Below are 15440 nucleotides of genomic sequence, written 5' to 3' on the forward strand. Positions count from 1 at the left end.
AGTTCGGCGCGTTTAAGTTTAAATTCAGGCGACCTTGATATCTATTCGCCAGTTTTTTCACTGAGCCCGCCCCGATGCGTCGACTTGCCCGCCCCAAACCTGCTGTTTTCATCTTGCTGTTGCTTGCCCTGGTTGCCGCCGGGGTCGTTGCGCAGCAGTTTCGTCTGTTCGAGCGTGCCTGGTTCAACTGGCAGGTGTGGCGCCAGCCTGCCGATGAGCGCGCCATTGGCCTGGCGGATTACCGCGTGACCCTGGAAGGCCAGGTGATCGAAGGGCTCGACGATGATGTCTCGGCCCTCACTTACGATCCGGTGCGCAAAAGCCTGTTTACCGTCACCAATAAAAACGCCGAGCTGGTGGAGCTGTCCCTGGAGGGCAAGATCCTGCGACGCATTCCACTGGTGGGGTTTGGCGATGCAGAGGCTGTGGAGTTTATCAGTGACAACATTTACGTCATCAGCGATGAGCGCCAGCAGCGCTTGATCAAGGTGCATGTGGACGATGACACCCAATTCCTCGACGCTGCCGATGCAGAGCAAATGACCTTGGGCGTGCACATCGGTGGCAACAAGGGTTTCGAAGGGTTGGCCTACGACTCAGTGGGCAAGCGCCTGTTCGTGGCCAAGGAGCGCGACCCGATGCTGATCTACGAGGTCCACGGCTTCCCGCATTTCAAACCGGAAAAAACCTACTCGGTACATGTGATCAACAACCCCAAGCGCGATGCAGGGCTGTTTGTACGCGATCTGTCGAGCCTGCAATACGACGAACGCAGCGGCCATCTGCTGGCGCTGTCGGATGAGTCGTTCCTGGTATTGGAGCTGGATATCGACGGTCGCCCCTTAAGCAGTTTGTCATTGCTTAAGGGGCGCCATGGCCTGAGCAAGCGCGTGCCCCAGGCCGAAGGAATCGCCATGGACGACGACGGTACCTTGTATTTGGTCAGCGAGCCGAACCTGTTCTACGTGTTCAAGAAGCCCTGATCAGAACATCCATTGCACGCCCAGTGAATAGCCGGTTTGGCTGCCTTCGGCATGCCCCAGGCGGCCATTGACCTCGGCGTATACACCCAGCTGTGGGGTGATCGCCAATTGGCTGCCGACTTGCGCGCGGCCAAAGCTCTTGTCCGGTGAGCCGAGCCGAGCGGTGCGCGCCTGGCCATCGGCGCGTGCCGTCAGTTGCAGGTCGTCCAGGCGGCCGTCGGCCAGTTCCTTGACCCAGGCGATGTCGCCATACGGCATCAGGCTCAGGCCATAGGGCAGGGCAACCGCGCCACGCACGCGCCAGCCGAGGCTGGCTTCCAGGGAATCGAAAGACTGTTCTTCATACTCCAGGGCTGTGCGCAGGTTCTGCTTTTCGTGGAACTTGTCGATGCGGTAGTGGCTGTAGTCCAGACCGGCGAAAGGCCCGCTCTTGAGGGCGCCGAAGTCAAAGTCATAGCCGCCCAAGACCCGTGCGCCCAACGCCAGGGCATCGGCCTCGCCGGTCAATTGCTGATTGAGCAGGATCGGCCCGCCATTGGCCTGGATGACCAGGTTGCGCTTGGAATCGAAGCGCGTGTGGCCGACGCTCAGGTCGCCGGCCAACCAGCTTGGCCCGCCATCATTGAGCAATGCATAGGCGGCTGCCTGCCAAGTGTCGCTGTCCAGTTTGCCGCGATGCTCGAGTTTGTCGCGCCCATTGAGGTAGCTCAGGCTGGCGCCGATATTCAGGCTCGAGGTCAGTTGATAGTCGCCAAGCGCATGCAGGCCCAGGCGCCGGGCTTCGGGGTTGGGAGCGCTGTCGAAGCCGCTGTCCGGGCTGTATTCGCCATCCACGCCGATCTCGCCATCAAAGCTGCCGACCTCACGGCTAGCGGCCTGCAGGCTCAGCCAGCGGCGATCATGCAGGCGCACCAGGGCCTGATGCTGGCGTTGCAGGTTGTCTTGCATGTTGCGTGCAACGGCACCGCCGGACGCCGTTGAGGCCATCAGGTCGGCGTTGGTCAGTTCCAGCACCAGGCGGCTGAGCAGGCGCGAGTAGTCACGCAGGCGCTGGTCGATGCGCGCCTGGCCGAAGGCATCGGTGAGCACGGCCTTGTTGTCTTCTTTAGGGTCGTGCCAGGTGGAGCCGCCGGGGATTTTCGGGTTGTCGGTCTGGGTGTAGCCGTCCAGGTCGCCCAGTTCCCAATTAGTGGCTTCTATATAAAGGATTGGGATGTTGAGCGGTTCAAAGGCCTCGCCATCACTGCAACAGCCCGTGCCCTTGGGGTATTTCGGGTCCAGGCCGGGGTTGGTGAACAGTGGGATGTTCAGCTCCTTGGCGATCTGCAACGTATGCTCGCGCAAGGACGCCAAGGCCGGGTTGGCGGTGCTGTTCTGGCCGGCGTGGGCGTACATCATGTCGCCGGTGATCAAGCTGTCGAGGTTGATCATCGCGAGTATATTGGCGCGCTGGCTGGCGCTGAGTGAGTCGACAAAGGCCCGGGAGCCGCGCAAGCCTTCTTCTTCCGCGCCGAAGCCGACTACTTGCAGGCCATTTTCCAATGACAGGCCGCTGAGGTTCTTCGCCACCTCGGTCAACACGCTGGCGCCGGAGCCATTGTCGTCCAGGCCTTGCAGGGCCGGGCGGCCGAAGTAGGTATCGAAATGCGCGCCAATCACCACGTACTGCGGCTGGGTGCCGGCAGCGTAGGTCACAACGTTTTGTGACGCACGGCTGCCGCTGTTCCAGGTGAAGTCCTGGCGGCTGGTGGCATAGGCCGTGCCCATCTGACTTTGCATCCAATCCGCAGCGCCGGCGAAATTAGCCGTGCCGCGATACCTGCCAGGGTAGTCGTTGATCAGTTTTTCCAGGGTGGTGTTGGCGTGCTGGCCGTAATCGTAGGCGTGGGCTTGCGTGGACAGCAGGGCACCGGCAACGCTGATGGCGAAGGCGAGGGGCTTGATCACAAGGGTCTTCCTTGAGGTGAGGGAGATGTTCAGGCCCAGACCCTTTGCACAATGCGCGCCTCATTCCGTGGGCGGCTGCAAATTGGCGCACTGTTAAACGCGTGGGTCGCGTGGCTGTAATTTGTAACGGATTGGATACCAGGTGGGGCGGTGCGTGCCGTGACCGAGCGCACGGTTTTGGAGAGGAGTGCTGCGAAAGGTAGCGTTTTTGTTACAGCGAGGGCTCTCAAATGTGGGAGGGGGCTTGCTCCCGATAGCGGAATGTCAGCTACAGATTAGCTGCCTGATACATTGCCATCGGGAGCAAGCCCCCTCCCACAGTTGTTAAGCCTTGAGGGTTTTCACGCCTTCGGAGGTACCCAGCAGCAACACATCCGCCGGGCGCGCAGCGAACAGGCCGTTGGTGACCACGCCCACTATGGCGTTGATCTGCGTCTCCAGCTCCACCGGATTGGTGATCTGCATATTGAACACATCAATGATGATGTTGCCGTTGTCGGTCAGTACACCTTCGCGGTATACCGGGTCGCCGCCCAGTTTTACCAGCTCGCGGGCCACGTGGCTGCGGGCCATGGGGATGACTTCCACCGGCAGCGGGAATGCACCGAGTACCGGCACCAGCTTGCTGGCATCGGCGATGCAGATGAAGGTCTTGGCCACGGCCGCGACGATCTTCTCGCGGGTCAGGGCTGCGCCGCCGCCTTTGATCAGGTTCAGGTGTTCGTCGCTTTCATCGGCGCCGTCCACGTAGAACTCCAGATCGCTCACGGTGTTGAGCTCGTACACCGGAATGCCATGGCCTTTAAGGCGTGCAGCGGTGGCTTCGGAACTCGCCACGGCGCCGTCGAATGCGCCCTTGTGCTGGGCCAGTGCGTCGATAAAGCAGTTGGCAGTGGAGCCGGTGCCGACACCGACGATGCTCTTGTCGTCGAGTTTGGGAAGGATTAAATCGACGGCGGCCTGGGCCACTGCCTGTTTGAGTTGATCCTGGGTCATGCGGGCTCCGGAACGGGCGGGGAGTTATCGAGGGCGGCGAGTATAACCCAACAAAACCTCGGGATTCGTGTGGTCGCCCGGCCAAACGCTGGGTTAGACTCCTTGGTCCTGCCCAACCCGTGAAGTAGATGCCTGCCGATGCTTGAACACTACGTCAAAAAAATCCTCACCTCGCGCGTTTACGACGTTGCCGTGGAAACCCCTTTGCAGACTGCCCGCCAGCTCTCCGAGCGGCTGGGTAACAAGATTTGGCTCAAGCGCGAAGACTTGCAGCCGGTGTTCTCGTTCAAGATTCGTGGCGCCTACAACAAGCTGACCCAACTGACCGCTGAAGAGCGTGCGCGTGGGGTGGTGACGGCTTCGGCGGGCAACCATGCCCAGGGTCTGGCCCTGGCGGCAAAGGTGTTGGGGGTCAAGGCCACTATCGTGATGCCCAAGACTACCCCGGAGATCAAGGTCGAAGGCGTGCGCTCCCGTGGTGGCAAAGTAGTGTTGCACGGCGATTCCTTCCCGGAAGCGCTGGCCTACTCGCTCAAGCTGGTCGACGAAAAAGGCTACGTCTACATTCACCCCTACGATGATCCGCACACCATTGCCGGGCAGGGCACCGTGGCGATGGAAATCCTGCGTCAGCACCCTGGGCCGCTGGACGCGATTTTCGTACCGGTGGGCGGCGGCGGGCTGATCGCCGGTATTGCGGCGTATGTGAAATACCTGCGTCCGGAAATCAAGATCATCGGCGTTGAGCCGGACGACTCCAACTGCCTGCAAGCCGCCATGGCGGCAGGCGAGCGCGTGGTGCTGCCGACCGTGGGAATCTTTGCCGATGGCGTGGCGGTGGCTCAGATCGGTCAGCACACCTTCGACATCTGCAAGGATCATGTGGATGAAGTGATCACCGTCAGCACCGATGAAATCTGCGCGGCGATCAAGGATATCTACGACGACACGCGCTCCATCACCGAGCCGGCAGGCGCGTTGGGCGTGGCCGGGATCAAGAAGTACGTCGAGACTCGCGGCGTCAGCGGCCAGACCTTTGTCGCCATCGACTCCGGCGCCAACGTCAACTTCGATCGCCTGCGCCATGTGGCCGAGCGCGCCGAGCTGGGTGAAGGCCGCGAAGCCATCATCGCGGTAACCATTCCCGAGCAGCCGGGCAGTTTCAAGGCGTTCTGCGAGGCCGTGGGCAAGCGCCAGATCACCGAATTCAATTACCGCTACCACTCTGGCAGCGAAGCGCACATCTTCGTCGGCGTGCAGACCCACCCGGAAAACGATCCGCGCAGCGCACTGATCGCCAGCCTGACCAGCCAGGGTTTCCCCGTGCTGGACCTGACCGAAAACGAACTGGCCAAGTTGCACATTCGCCATATGGTGGGCGGCCATGCGGCCAAAGTCAGCGATGAGGTGGTGTTTCGCTTCGAATTTCCGGAGCGTCCGGGCGCCTTGTTCAACTTCTTGCACAAGCTGGGCGGGCGCTGGAACATTTCGATGTTCCACTATCGCAACCACGGTGCAGCGGACGGCCGTGTGGTCGCCGGGCTGCAAGTGCCGGCGGACGAGCGCCACCTGGTGCCGGCAGCCCTGGCTGAAATCGGCTACCCGTACTGGGATGAAAGCGAAAACCCGGCCTACCAGTTGTTCCTCGGTTGAGCGACTACGCTGACTGAGCGGCCTTTAAGGAATCGAGACCATGGAAACACTGACCACCCTCAAGGTTATCCACATCACCGCCACCGTGTTGCTGCTGCTCAGCGGCCTCGGCCTGGCCGTACTGGCCTGGCGTAAACGCAGCGCCGGCCCGGCGGTTACCGTGCAACGCCCATGGGCGTTCGTGTGGCTGCTGATGGGCATTTGCCTGGTCAGTATGCCGTTCACCGGTTGGTGGCTGGTGCACCTGATCGGCTGGCCCCTGGGGCAAACCTGGATTTTAGGCTCCAGCATCCTCTACACCGTGGCGGCGCTGGCGTGGTTCTGGCTGGTGGCGCGCCTTAATCGCCTGCGCAAAGGTGAGGGCGGCAGCCTGAATTTTACCCTGGTGCTGGCGGTGGTCAGCCTGGTGGGGTTTGTGGCGATTGCAGGGCTGATGGGCGCCAAGCCGGTTTAAAGCGTTAGGCCGCGTCGCCTTCATCGCAGGCAAGCCAGCTCCCACAGGGGAATGCATTCCAAATGTGGGAGCTGGCTTGCCTGCGATAGCGTCATCAGCTGCGCAGAGTGATCACCGGCCAGCCCCGCTTCTGCGCTTCAGCGCGCAAATTCGGATCCGGGTCCACCGCCACCGGATGCGTCACCTGCTCCAGCAACGGCAAATCATTCATCGAGTCGCTATAGAAGTAGCTGTCTTCCAGGCTGTACCCAGTCTCTTCCAACCAACGGTTCAAGCGCGTCACTTTGCCTTCACGAAAGCACGGTATATCGGTGCTGCGCCCGGTATAGCGGCCGTCGAGCATTTCGCATTCGGTGGCGATCAGGGTCTCGACGCCCAGCAACTCGGCAATCGGCGCGGTGACGAAGCGGTTGGTCGCAGTGATGATCACCAGCTTGTCGCCGGCGGCGCGGTGTTTGGCCAGCAATTGCGCCGCCAGGGGCAGCATCAGCGGGGCGATGCAGTCGCGCATGAAGTCGCGGTGCCACTCGTCCAACTGGGCCATCTCGGTACGGCCGAGGATTTCCAGGCTGAAGTTCAGGTAGGCAGCATTGTCGAGCTTGCCGGCCAGGTAGTCCTGGTAGAACTCGTCGTTGCGGGCCTTGTAGGCCACCGGGTCGAGAATCCCACGCTCACACAGGTAATCGCCCCAGGCGTGATCGCTGTCACCGCCGAGAAGGGTGTTGTCCAAGTCGAATAAAGCCAGGCGCATTGCAGTTACTCGCTGAAAAGTCTGTAAAAAGGCGTCCAGAATACGGTCTTTTCACAAGAGTGCACATAAGGTAAGAAGCCTCGTTGCCGCTGGAACAATCTTTGTGGAACAATGCGGCGACATGCGTTTGCGAGGTTGTTGCCGTGATCGACCCCGATGGTTTCCGTCCTAATGTCGGGATTATTCTTACGAATGATGCCGGACAGGTGCTATGGGCTCGCCGAATCAACCAAGATGCCTGGCAGTTTCCTCAAGGTGGGATAAACCCCGACGAAACCCCTGAAGACGCCTTGTACCGTGAGTTGAACGAAGAAGTCGGCCTTGAGCGTGAAGATGTGCAGATTCTGGCCTGTACCCGTGGCTGGTTGCGCTATCGTTTGCCGCAACGCCTGGTGCGTACCCACAGCCAACCGCTGTGCATCGGCCAGAAGCAGAAATGGTTTCTTTTGCGCCTGATCTCCAACGAGCAGCGGGTGCGGATGGATTTGACCGGTAAACCGGAGTTCGATGGCTGGCGCTGGGTCAGCTATTGGTACCCGTTGGGCCAGGTGGTGACATTCAAGCGCGAGGTTTACCGCCGCGCTCTCAAAGAGCTTGCCCCGCGCCTTTTAGCGCGCGACTGACGACGGAGTTCGACCCCGAGCCATGCTCAATACGCTGCGCAAGATCGTCCAGGAAGTTAACTCCGCCAAGGATCTCAAGGCGGCGTTGGGGATTATTGTGTTGCGCGTCAAGGAAGCCATGGGCAGCCAGGTCTGCTCGGTTTACCTGCTGGACCCCGAGACCAACCGTTTTGTGCTGATGGCCACGGAGGGCTTGAACAAGCGCTCCATCGGCAAGGTCAGCATGGCGCCCAATGAAGGTCTGGTGGGCCTGGTGGGGACGCGTGAAGAACCCCTGAACCTCGAACATGCGGCCGACCACCCGCGTTATCGCTACTTCGCCGAAACCGGTGAAGAGCGCTACGCCTCGTTCCTGGGGGCGCCGATCATCCACCACCGCCGCGTTGTCGGCGTGTTGGTCATCCAGCAAAAAGAACGTCGCCAGTTCGATGAAGGTGAAGAAGCCTTCCTGGTGACCATGAGCGCGCAGTTGGCCGGGGTTATCGCCCACGCTGAAGCCACCGGCTCGATCCGCGGCCTGGGGCGCCAGGGCAAGGGCATCCAGGAAGCCAAGTTCGTCGGCGTGCCCGGCTCGCCGGGTGCTGCGGTGGGTACGGCGGTGGTCATGCTGCCGCCGGCCGACCTCGATGTGGTACCGGACAAGACCGTCCACGACATCGAAGCCGAAATCAAACTGTTCAAGACCGCCCTGGAAGGCGTGCGCGCCGACATGCGCAACCTGTCGAACAAGCTGGCCACCCAGCTGCGCCCCGAAGAGCGTGCGCTGTTCGACGTGTACCAGATGATGCTCGACGACGCGTCCCTGGGTAACGAAGTCAAAACCGTGATCAAGACCGGCCAGTGGGCCCAGGGCGCGTTGCGCCAGGTGGTCACCGATCACGTCAACCGTTTCGAAATGATGGACGACGCCTACCTGCGCGAGCGGGCTTCGGATGTGCGCGACCTGGGTCGCCGCCTGCTGGCGTACCTGCAGGAAGACCGCAGCACCAACATGGTCTTCCCCGATAACACCATCCTGGTCAGCGAAGAGCTGACGGCCACTCAGCTCGGCGAAGTGCCTGAGGGCAAGCTGGTGGGCTTGGTCTCGGTATTGGGCTCGGGTAACTCCCACGTCGCGATCCTGGCCCGGGCCATGGGCATCCCGACGGTGATGGGCCTGGTGGACCTGCCGTATTCAAAGGTCGACGGCATCGACATGATCGTCGATGGGCATCGCGGCGAGGTATTTACCAACCCCAGCGACGTGCTGCGCAAGCAATACGCCGAAGTGGTGGAAGAAGAGAAGCAACTGGCCCAGGGCCTCGATTCGTTGCGCGAGCTGCCGTGCGTCACCCTCGACGGTCACCGCGTACCGCTGCTGGTCAACACCGGCCTGCTGGCGGATGTAGCGCGTGCGCAGCAACGAGGCGCTGAGGGGGTGGGGCTGTACCGCACCGAAGTGCCGTTCATGATCAACCAGCGTTTTCCGAGCGAGAAGGAGCAGCTGGCGATTTATCGCGAGCAACTGCAGGCCTTCCACCCGCTACCAGTGACGATGCGCAGCCTGGACATTGGCGGCGACAAGTCACTGTCGTATTTCCCCATCAAGGAAGACAACCCCTTCCTTGGCTGGCGTGGCATTCGCGTTACCCTCGACCATCCTGAAATCTTCCTCGTCCAGACCCGCGCCATGCTCAAGGCCAGCGAGGGGTTGAACAACCTGCGTATCCTGCTGCCGATGATCTCCGGCACCCATGAGCTGGAAGAAGCCCTGCACCTGATCCACCGCGCCTGGGGCGAAGTACGCGACGAAGGCGCCGACGTACCGATGCCGCCGATTGGCGTGATGATCGAAATTCCCGCAGCGGTATACCAGGCCAAGGAGTTGGCGCGGCAGGTGGACTTCCTCTCGGTGGGCTCCAACGACCTGACCCAGTACCTGCTGGCGGTGGACCGTAACAACCCACGGGTGGCCGACCTCTACGACTACCTGCACCCGGCGGTGTTGCAAGCGTTGCAACACGTGGTGCGCGACGCCCATGCCGAAGGCAAGCCGGTGAGTATCTGCGGTGAGATGGCTGGCGACCCGGCCGCTGCGGTGTTGCTGATGGCGATGGGCTTTGACAGCCTGTCGATGAACGCCACCAACTTGCCGAAGGTGAAGTGGATGTTGCGCCAGGTTGACCTGGGCATGGCCAAGGATTTGCTCGCGCAGTTGATGACCATCGACAACCCGCAAGTTATTCACAGCTCGTTGCAGTTGGCGCTGAAGAACCTCGGGCTGACCCGGATGATCAACCCGGCCTCGGCGAAAACCCTCTAGACCGAGGCGCCTTCATCGCAGGCAAGCCAGCTCCCACAGGGAACTGCATTCCAAATGTGGGAGCTGGCTTGCCTGCGATGACGTCAGTCCAAGCGCCGTCAGATTTCCAGTTCGACCTCGCCCAGCCGCCCGCCGTGCGGGCCAAAGCTACGCTCCAGCATCCTGCGCGTCCCATCGGCATTCACAATCAGCGCCGTGCTCGCCCGTGTCCCATAACTGGGGCTGGCGATAAACACGCTCGACAGCAGGCTTTCGGTCGCCAGGCCTACGCCGGTGTCCGGCAGATCAGCAAACGGTGCCGTTTGCGGATCGCTCAAAATCCCCAGCAAGGCTTCCGGCTGTGGGTCTTCCAATAACGCGCTGAATGCAGCCTTGGCTTTGAGCAACTTCGGCCACGGCGTATCCAGCCCGGCATTGGACAGCCCATAGACTCCTGCTGCCAGCAACGTCGGCTCGGTATCATTGGCGTTGTAATGCCACAGCTCATCCCGCGTGCCAACCAGCAGGTTAAACCCGGCATATTCAATCGAGCGTCCGTTAACGTCGGCTAAATAGTCATCAATGGGCAGCGATCCACTGAGAAAGCGCGCCACCAGCTCGCCCCGCGACTTGCGTGCCGGTGGCTGGTGCGGGTCGCGGATATTGGTCAGCGCAGCAAAACGCCCATCCGCGCTTACACCCAACCAAGTGCCCCCGGCCTCCTGATCGCGGCCAGCGTAGACCTGCGGCGCATCCGGCCACTGGGCCAGCGGCAGGCTGGGGCGGGCATAGAACTCATCGCGGTTGGCCGCGACGATCAGCGGTTGGGCATGGCCCGGTCGCCAGGCGAAAACAATCAGGCACATCGGGTGACCCCTTTTGTGTTTTTGCCACTCTACCCACAGATGTGCAGGCGTTCCATCGTAACGAAGTTGGGCCGTTCACCTTCCATCCGTTAACATGCCGGGCTATTTGGCGTGTATGTGAACTTCTTAATTTGATCTCGCCGCTGTAACGCAGGCTTAATCGCACATCGGCATGGTCCGGTGCGTCATGACTAAATGTTTTAACGAGGAGTCGCAATGCTGCCTTACCCGCAGATCGACCCGGTGGCCCTGGCCATTGGTCCGCTGAAAATCCACTGGTACGGGTTGATGTACCTGATCGGCATCGGCGGTGCCTGGCTGCTGGCTTCCCGGCGCCTGAATCGTTTCGACCCGACCTGGACCAAGGAGAAACTCTCCGACATGGTGTTCTGGATGTCGATGGGGGTGATCGTCGGTGGGCGCCTGGGGTATGTGCTGTTCTACGACCTGTCTGCGTATATCGCCAACCCGACGCTGATTTTCGAAGTGTGGAAGGGCGGCATGGCGTTCCACGGCGGGTTTGTCGGCGTGATGATCGCCGCCTGGTGGTTCGGGCGCCGCAACGGCAAGTCGTTCTTCCAGTTGATGGATTTTGTGGCGCCGTTCGTGCCGATCGGCCTGGGTGCCGGGCGCATTGGCAACTTTATCAACGCCGAATTGTGGGGCAAGCCGACCGACGTGCCGTGGGCCATGGTGTTCCCGCCGTTCAGCGACCCGGCGCAACTGCCGCGCCACCCGTCGCAGCTGTATCAGTTTGCGTTGGAAGGTGTGGCGCTGTTCCTTATTCTTTACCTCTTCTCGCGCAAGCCACGCCCTACCATGGCCGTGTCGGGCATGTTCGCGCTGTTCTACGGGATTTTCCGCTTTATCGTCGAGTTCGTTCGGGTGCCGGATGCGCAGTTGGGCTACCTGGCGTGGGGCTGGCTGACCATGGGTCAGGTGCTCAGCCTGCCGATGATCCTGGCGGGCCTGGGCATGTTGTGGTGGGCTTACAACCGCCCGCAGCCGCTGAAGAACGCCGCGCTTTAAATTCGAACGCCGAGGTTTGCCCGCCTCGGCTTCAACGATACAGGTACTCAAATGAAGCAATATCTGGAACTGCTGCACGACGTCGTGACCAATGGCCTGACCAAGGGCGACCGTACCGGCACCGGCACCAAGGCCGTGTTCGCCCGTCAGTATCGGCATAACCTGGCCGACGGCTTCCCGCTGCTGACCACCAAGAAACTGCACTTCAAAAGCATCGCCAACGAGCTGATCTGGATGTTGAGCGGCAACACCAACATCAAATGGCTCAACGAAAATGGCGTGAAGATCTGGGATGAATGGGCCACCGAAGACGGTGACCTGGGCCCGGTGTACGGCGAGCAATGGACCGCCTGGCCTACCAAAGATGGCGGCACGATCAACCAGATCGACTACATGGTGCACACGCTCAAGACCAACCCCAACAGCCGCCGCATCCTGTTCCACGGCTGGAACGTCGAGTACCTGCCGGACGAAACCCAGAGCCCGCAGGAAAACGCGCGCAACGGCAAGCAAGCCCTGCCGCCGTGCCACTTGCTGTATCAGGCGTTCGTGCATGACGGCCATCTGTCGATGCAGCTGTATATCCGCAGCTCTGACGTATTCCTGGGGCTGCCGTATAACACCGCCGCGCTGGCGTTGCTGACCCATATGCTGGCCCAGCAATGCGACCTGATCCCTCACGAGATCATTGTCACCACTGGCGACACCCACGCTTACAGCAACCACATGGAACAGATCCAGACCCAGCTGGCGCGCACGCCGAAAAAGCTGCCGGAGCTGGTGATCAAGCGCAAGCCAGCTTCGATCTACGACTACAAGTTCGAAGATTTCGAGATCGTGGGTTATGACGCTGACCCAAGCATCAAGGCCGACGTGGCTATCTAACGGCCCATCGCGGTAAAAAACTGTGGGAGCTGGCTTGCCTGCGATAGCGGAGTGTCAGGCGACATCAATGTCGCGGGCCCACCGCTATCGCAGGCAAGCCAGCTCCCACATGGGTTGCGTGTTCGCTTGAGTTTAGTGGCCGTGGCTTCTGCCCACGTGTGAAGGCTCAGCCTCACTGGCCGCAATCCCTCCGCTGACCTCCAACTGCTGCAAAATCCCGCACTGATCCCCACCGCCACAGCGTTGGCGCAGGTCCAGCAACTGCTCCTGCAACGCCAGTAACCCATCGATCCGCGCTTTCACGTGGTGGATATGTTCGTCGATCAACGCATTCACGCTCTCGCACTGGTCCTGGGGGCTGTCGCGTAGGCCTAACAGGCTGCGGATTTCTTCGAGGGTCATGTCCAGGCTGCGGCAGTTGCGGATAAAGATCAGCCGCTCGGTGTGCGCCTGGGTATAGACCCGGTAGTTGCCCTCAGTGCGCGCAGGCGGTGGCAGCAGGCTTTCCTTCTCGTAATAACGGATGGTTTCCACCGGGCAGTCGGTGAGTTTGGCCAGTTCGCCGATCTTCATCGCAGCAATCTCCACATGGGTGCTTGACCCTATAGTGGCTACAGGGTCTTTACTTGGCAACAGGCACCTTTACGGACGCGACCTGATGAGCCACTCCATTCACACCCCACACAAGCACGACCACAAGCACGATCATGACCATGCTCATGATCACCCGCACGATCATGGTCACGATCACCCACATGATCACGCCCCGGCAAAACTCACGCCGGTGGATAGCCACGGCCACTCAGGCTCCTGCTGTTCCGGCGCTGCCGGGCCTGCCGTGGTGACCCTGAGCGAAGCGCCCACCGCCGGCTCGCGCCTGAGCACCTTCCGCATCGAAGCCATGGACTGCCCCACCGAGCAGACGCTGATCCAGAACAAACTGGGCAAGCTCGCCGGCGTGCAGCAACTGGAATTCAACCTGATCAACCGCATCCTCGGTGTCACCCATGACCTGCCGAGCACGGCGCCGATCATTGCGGCGATCAAGTCCATCGGTATGCAGGCCGACCCTATCGAGGAAGGCAGCCCCGCTGCCGCGCCGCCGGCCAAGAAGCATTGGTGGCCATTGGCAGTGTCGGGCGTGGGCGCCCTGGGTGCCGAAGTGCTGCACTTCACCGGTGTGGCACCGACCTGGGTGATCGCACTGGTGGCGCTGGTGTCGATCCTCAGCGGCGGCTTGACCACCTACAAAAAGGGCTGGATTGCCCTGAAAAACCTCAACCTGAACATCAACGCGCTGATGAGCATCGCGGTGACCGGCGCCATCCTGATTGGTCAGTGGCCTGAAGCGGCGATGGTGATGTTCCTGTTTACCGTGGCCGAATTGATTGAGGCCAAGTCCCTGGATCGGGCGCGCAATGCCATCAGCGGCTTGATGCAGATGACCCCGGAGCAGGCCACCGTGCGCCAGGCTGACGGTTCATGGTTGGAACAGGAAGTCAAAAGCATAGAACTGGGCGCGATCGTGCGGGTAAGACCCGGCGAGCGTATCGGCCTGGACGGTGAAGTCAGCGCCGGCCAGTCCACTATCGACCAGGCGCCGATCACCGGGGAAAGCCTGCCGATTGAGAAGACGGTGGGCGATAAGGTCTTTGCCGGCACCATCAACCAGGCAGGCTCCCTGGAATATAAAGTCACCGCAGCCGCCAACAATTCCACCCTGGCGCGAATCATTCACGCGGTGGAACAGGCCCAAGGCGCGCGCGCACCGACCCAGCGCTTTGTCGACAGTTTTTCCAAGGTCTACACCCCGGCGGTGTTCCTGTTTGCCCTGGGTGTGGCGGTGATTCCGCCGCTGTTCATGGCGGGCGTGTGGTTCGACTGGATCTATCGCGCCCTCGTGCTGCTGGTGGTTGCCTGCCCGTGTGCCTTGGTGATCTCCACACCGGTGACCATCGTCAGCGGCCTGGCCGCCGCAGCGCGCAAAGGCATCCTGATCAAGGGCGGCGTGTACCTGGAGGGCGGTTACAAGCTCGACTACCTGGCGCTCGACAAGACTGGCACCATCACCCACGGCAAACCGGTGCAAACCGATTACCTGCCGCTGTTCCCGAATCTTGAAGACAGCGCCCCGGCCCTGGCCGCCAGTTTGGCCGGGCGTTCCGACCACCCGGTGTCACTGGCGATTGCCAACGCGGCTGTGGATAAAAACCTGTCAACTCATGCTGTGGATAACTTCGAGGCCCTGGCCGGGCGCGGTGTGCGCGGCGACATCAATGGCCAGACCTATCACTTGGGCAACCACCGCCTGGTGGAAGACCTCGGCCTGTGCTCAGAGGCGCTGGAAGAAAAACTCTTCGCCCTGGAAAAACAAGGCAAGTCCGTCGTGCTACTGCTGGACAAGTCCGGCCCCCTGGCGCTGTTTGCCGTGGCCGACACAGTCAAGGACAGCAGTCGCGAAGCCATCCAGCAACTTCACGACCTGGGCATCAAAACCCTGATGCTCACCGGCGACAACACCCACACCGCCCAGGCGATTGCCACCCAAGTCGGCATCGACCAGGCCCAGGGTGACCTGTTGCCCACCGACAAGCTGCAAGCCATCGAAACCCTCTACGGCCAAGGCCATCGGGTGGGCATGGTCGGCGATGGCATCAATGACGCCCCGGCTCTGGCCCGTGCCGAGATCGGCTTTGCCATGGCAGCGGCGGGCACTGACACGGCTATCGAGACCGCTGACGTGGCGCTGATGGATGATGATCTGCGCAAGATTCCGGCTTTCATTCGGCTGTCGCGGCAAACGTCGAGTATCCTCAAGCAGAACATCGCCCTGGCGCTGGTGATCAAGGCGATTTTCCTGGCCGTGACCTTCATGGGCATGGCGACCATGTGGATGGCGGTCTTCGCCGACATGGGCGTGAGTTTGCTGGTGGTGTTCAATGGCCTGCGCCTGTTGCGCAAATAGAGGATGA

13 protein-coding genes are annotated in these 15440 nt (G+C 61.1%); 8 read left to right on the top strand and 5 right to left on the bottom strand.

Annotated features, from left to right (window positions below):
* The first annotated feature begins 74 nt into the window (after positions 1-74).
* The gene (locus QMK52_RS08680; RefSeq protein ID WP_005792338.1) at positions 75-983 is read left to right on the top strand and encodes an SdiA-regulated domain-containing protein; all 909 of its coding nucleotides are present in this window, start codon (positions 75-77) and stop codon (positions 981-983) included.
* On the opposite strand, the gene QMK52_RS08685 is transcribed toward QMK52_RS08680, so the two are convergent.
* Together QMK52_RS08685 and rpiA are read right to left on the bottom strand one after the other, a co-directional pair.
* Entirely contained in the window at positions 984-2930 is a 1947-nt protein-coding gene (locus tag QMK52_RS08685; protein ID WP_005792337.1) for an autotransporter domain-containing protein, read from the bottom strand.
* A 324-nt stretch (positions 2931-3254) separates the two neighbouring features.
* Positions 3255-3926: a ribose-5-phosphate isomerase RpiA gene (rpiA, locus tag QMK52_RS08690; protein WP_005792336.1), complete on the bottom strand. Its 672-nt coding sequence runs from the start codon at positions 3924-3926 to the stop codon at positions 3255-3257.
* Positions 3927-4064: 138 nt separating this feature from the next.
* Between rpiA and ilvA the strand changes: the two genes are divergently transcribed.
* Both ilvA and QMK52_RS08700 read left to right on the top strand, forming a co-directional pair.
* A complete protein-coding gene (ilvA, locus tag QMK52_RS08695; protein WP_320404016.1) occupies positions 4065-5579 on the top strand; it encodes a threonine ammonia-lyase, biosynthetic in 1515 nt (504 codons plus the stop codon).
* Between the two features lie 40 nt (positions 5580-5619).
* Positions 5620-6033, top strand: coding sequence for a DUF2269 family protein (locus tag QMK52_RS08700; RefSeq protein WP_005792333.1), 414 nt, complete (start codon positions 5620-5622; stop codon positions 6031-6033).
* Positions 6034-6127: 94 nt separating this feature from the next.
* Here QMK52_RS08700 and QMK52_RS08705 read toward each other — a convergent pair whose 3' ends face one another.
* Positions 6128-6784, bottom strand: a complete 657-nt coding sequence (locus QMK52_RS08705) for an HAD family hydrolase (protein WP_005792332.1) — start codon at positions 6782-6784, stop codon at positions 6128-6130.
* Positions 6785-6927: 143 nt separating this feature from the next.
* On the opposite strand from QMK52_RS08705, the gene QMK52_RS08710 reads away from it, so the two are divergent.
* Positions 6928-7407 (top strand): RNA pyrophosphohydrolase, encoded by a 480-nt coding sequence (locus QMK52_RS08710; RefSeq protein ID WP_003176750.1) that lies wholly within the window; start codon positions 6928-6930, stop codon positions 7405-7407.
* Between the two features lie 22 nt (positions 7408-7429).
* Positions 7430-9709, top strand: coding sequence for a phosphoenolpyruvate--protein phosphotransferase (gene ptsP / locus QMK52_RS08715; protein ID WP_005792331.1), 2280 nt, complete (start codon positions 7430-7432; stop codon positions 9707-9709).
* Positions 9710-9807: 98 nt separating this feature from the next.
* Here ptsP and QMK52_RS08720 read toward each other — a convergent pair whose 3' ends face one another.
* On the bottom strand, positions 9808-10554 hold the full coding sequence (locus tag QMK52_RS08720; RefSeq protein WP_320404017.1) for an NRDE family protein: 747 nt from the start codon (positions 10552-10554) through the stop codon (positions 9808-9810).
* 216 nt (positions 10555-10770) lie between these two features.
* On the opposite strand from QMK52_RS08720, the gene lgt reads away from it, so the two are divergent.
* Together lgt and QMK52_RS08730 are read left to right on the top strand one after the other, a co-directional pair.
* Entirely contained in the window at positions 10771-11583 is an 813-nt protein-coding gene (lgt, locus tag QMK52_RS08725) for a prolipoprotein diacylglyceryl transferase (RefSeq protein WP_005792329.1), read from the top strand.
* 51 nt (positions 11584-11634) lie between these two features.
* A complete protein-coding gene (locus tag QMK52_RS08730; protein ID WP_005792328.1) occupies positions 11635-12468 on the top strand; it encodes a thymidylate synthase in 834 nt (277 codons plus the stop codon).
* 132 nt (positions 12469-12600) lie between these two features.
* Here QMK52_RS08730 and cadR read toward each other — a convergent pair whose 3' ends face one another.
* Positions 12601-13041, bottom strand: coding sequence for a Cd(II)/Pb(II)-responsive transcriptional regulator (gene cadR / locus QMK52_RS08735; RefSeq protein ID WP_103734214.1), 441 nt, complete (start codon positions 13039-13041; stop codon positions 12601-12603).
* Between the two features lie 85 nt (positions 13042-13126).
* Between cadR and QMK52_RS08740 the strand changes: the two genes are divergently transcribed.
* The gene (locus QMK52_RS08740) at positions 13127-15433 is read left to right on the top strand and encodes a heavy metal translocating P-type ATPase (RefSeq protein WP_320404018.1); all 2307 of its coding nucleotides are present in this window, start codon (positions 13127-13129) and stop codon (positions 15431-15433) included.
* Positions 15434-15440: the final 7 nt, after the last annotated feature.

It is taken from the genome of Pseudomonas sp. P9_2, from assembly GCF_034008255.1.
In the GTDB taxonomy this organism is placed as follows: Bacteria; Pseudomonadota; Gammaproteobacteria; order Pseudomonadales; family Pseudomonadaceae; genus Aquipseudomonas; species Aquipseudomonas synxantha_A.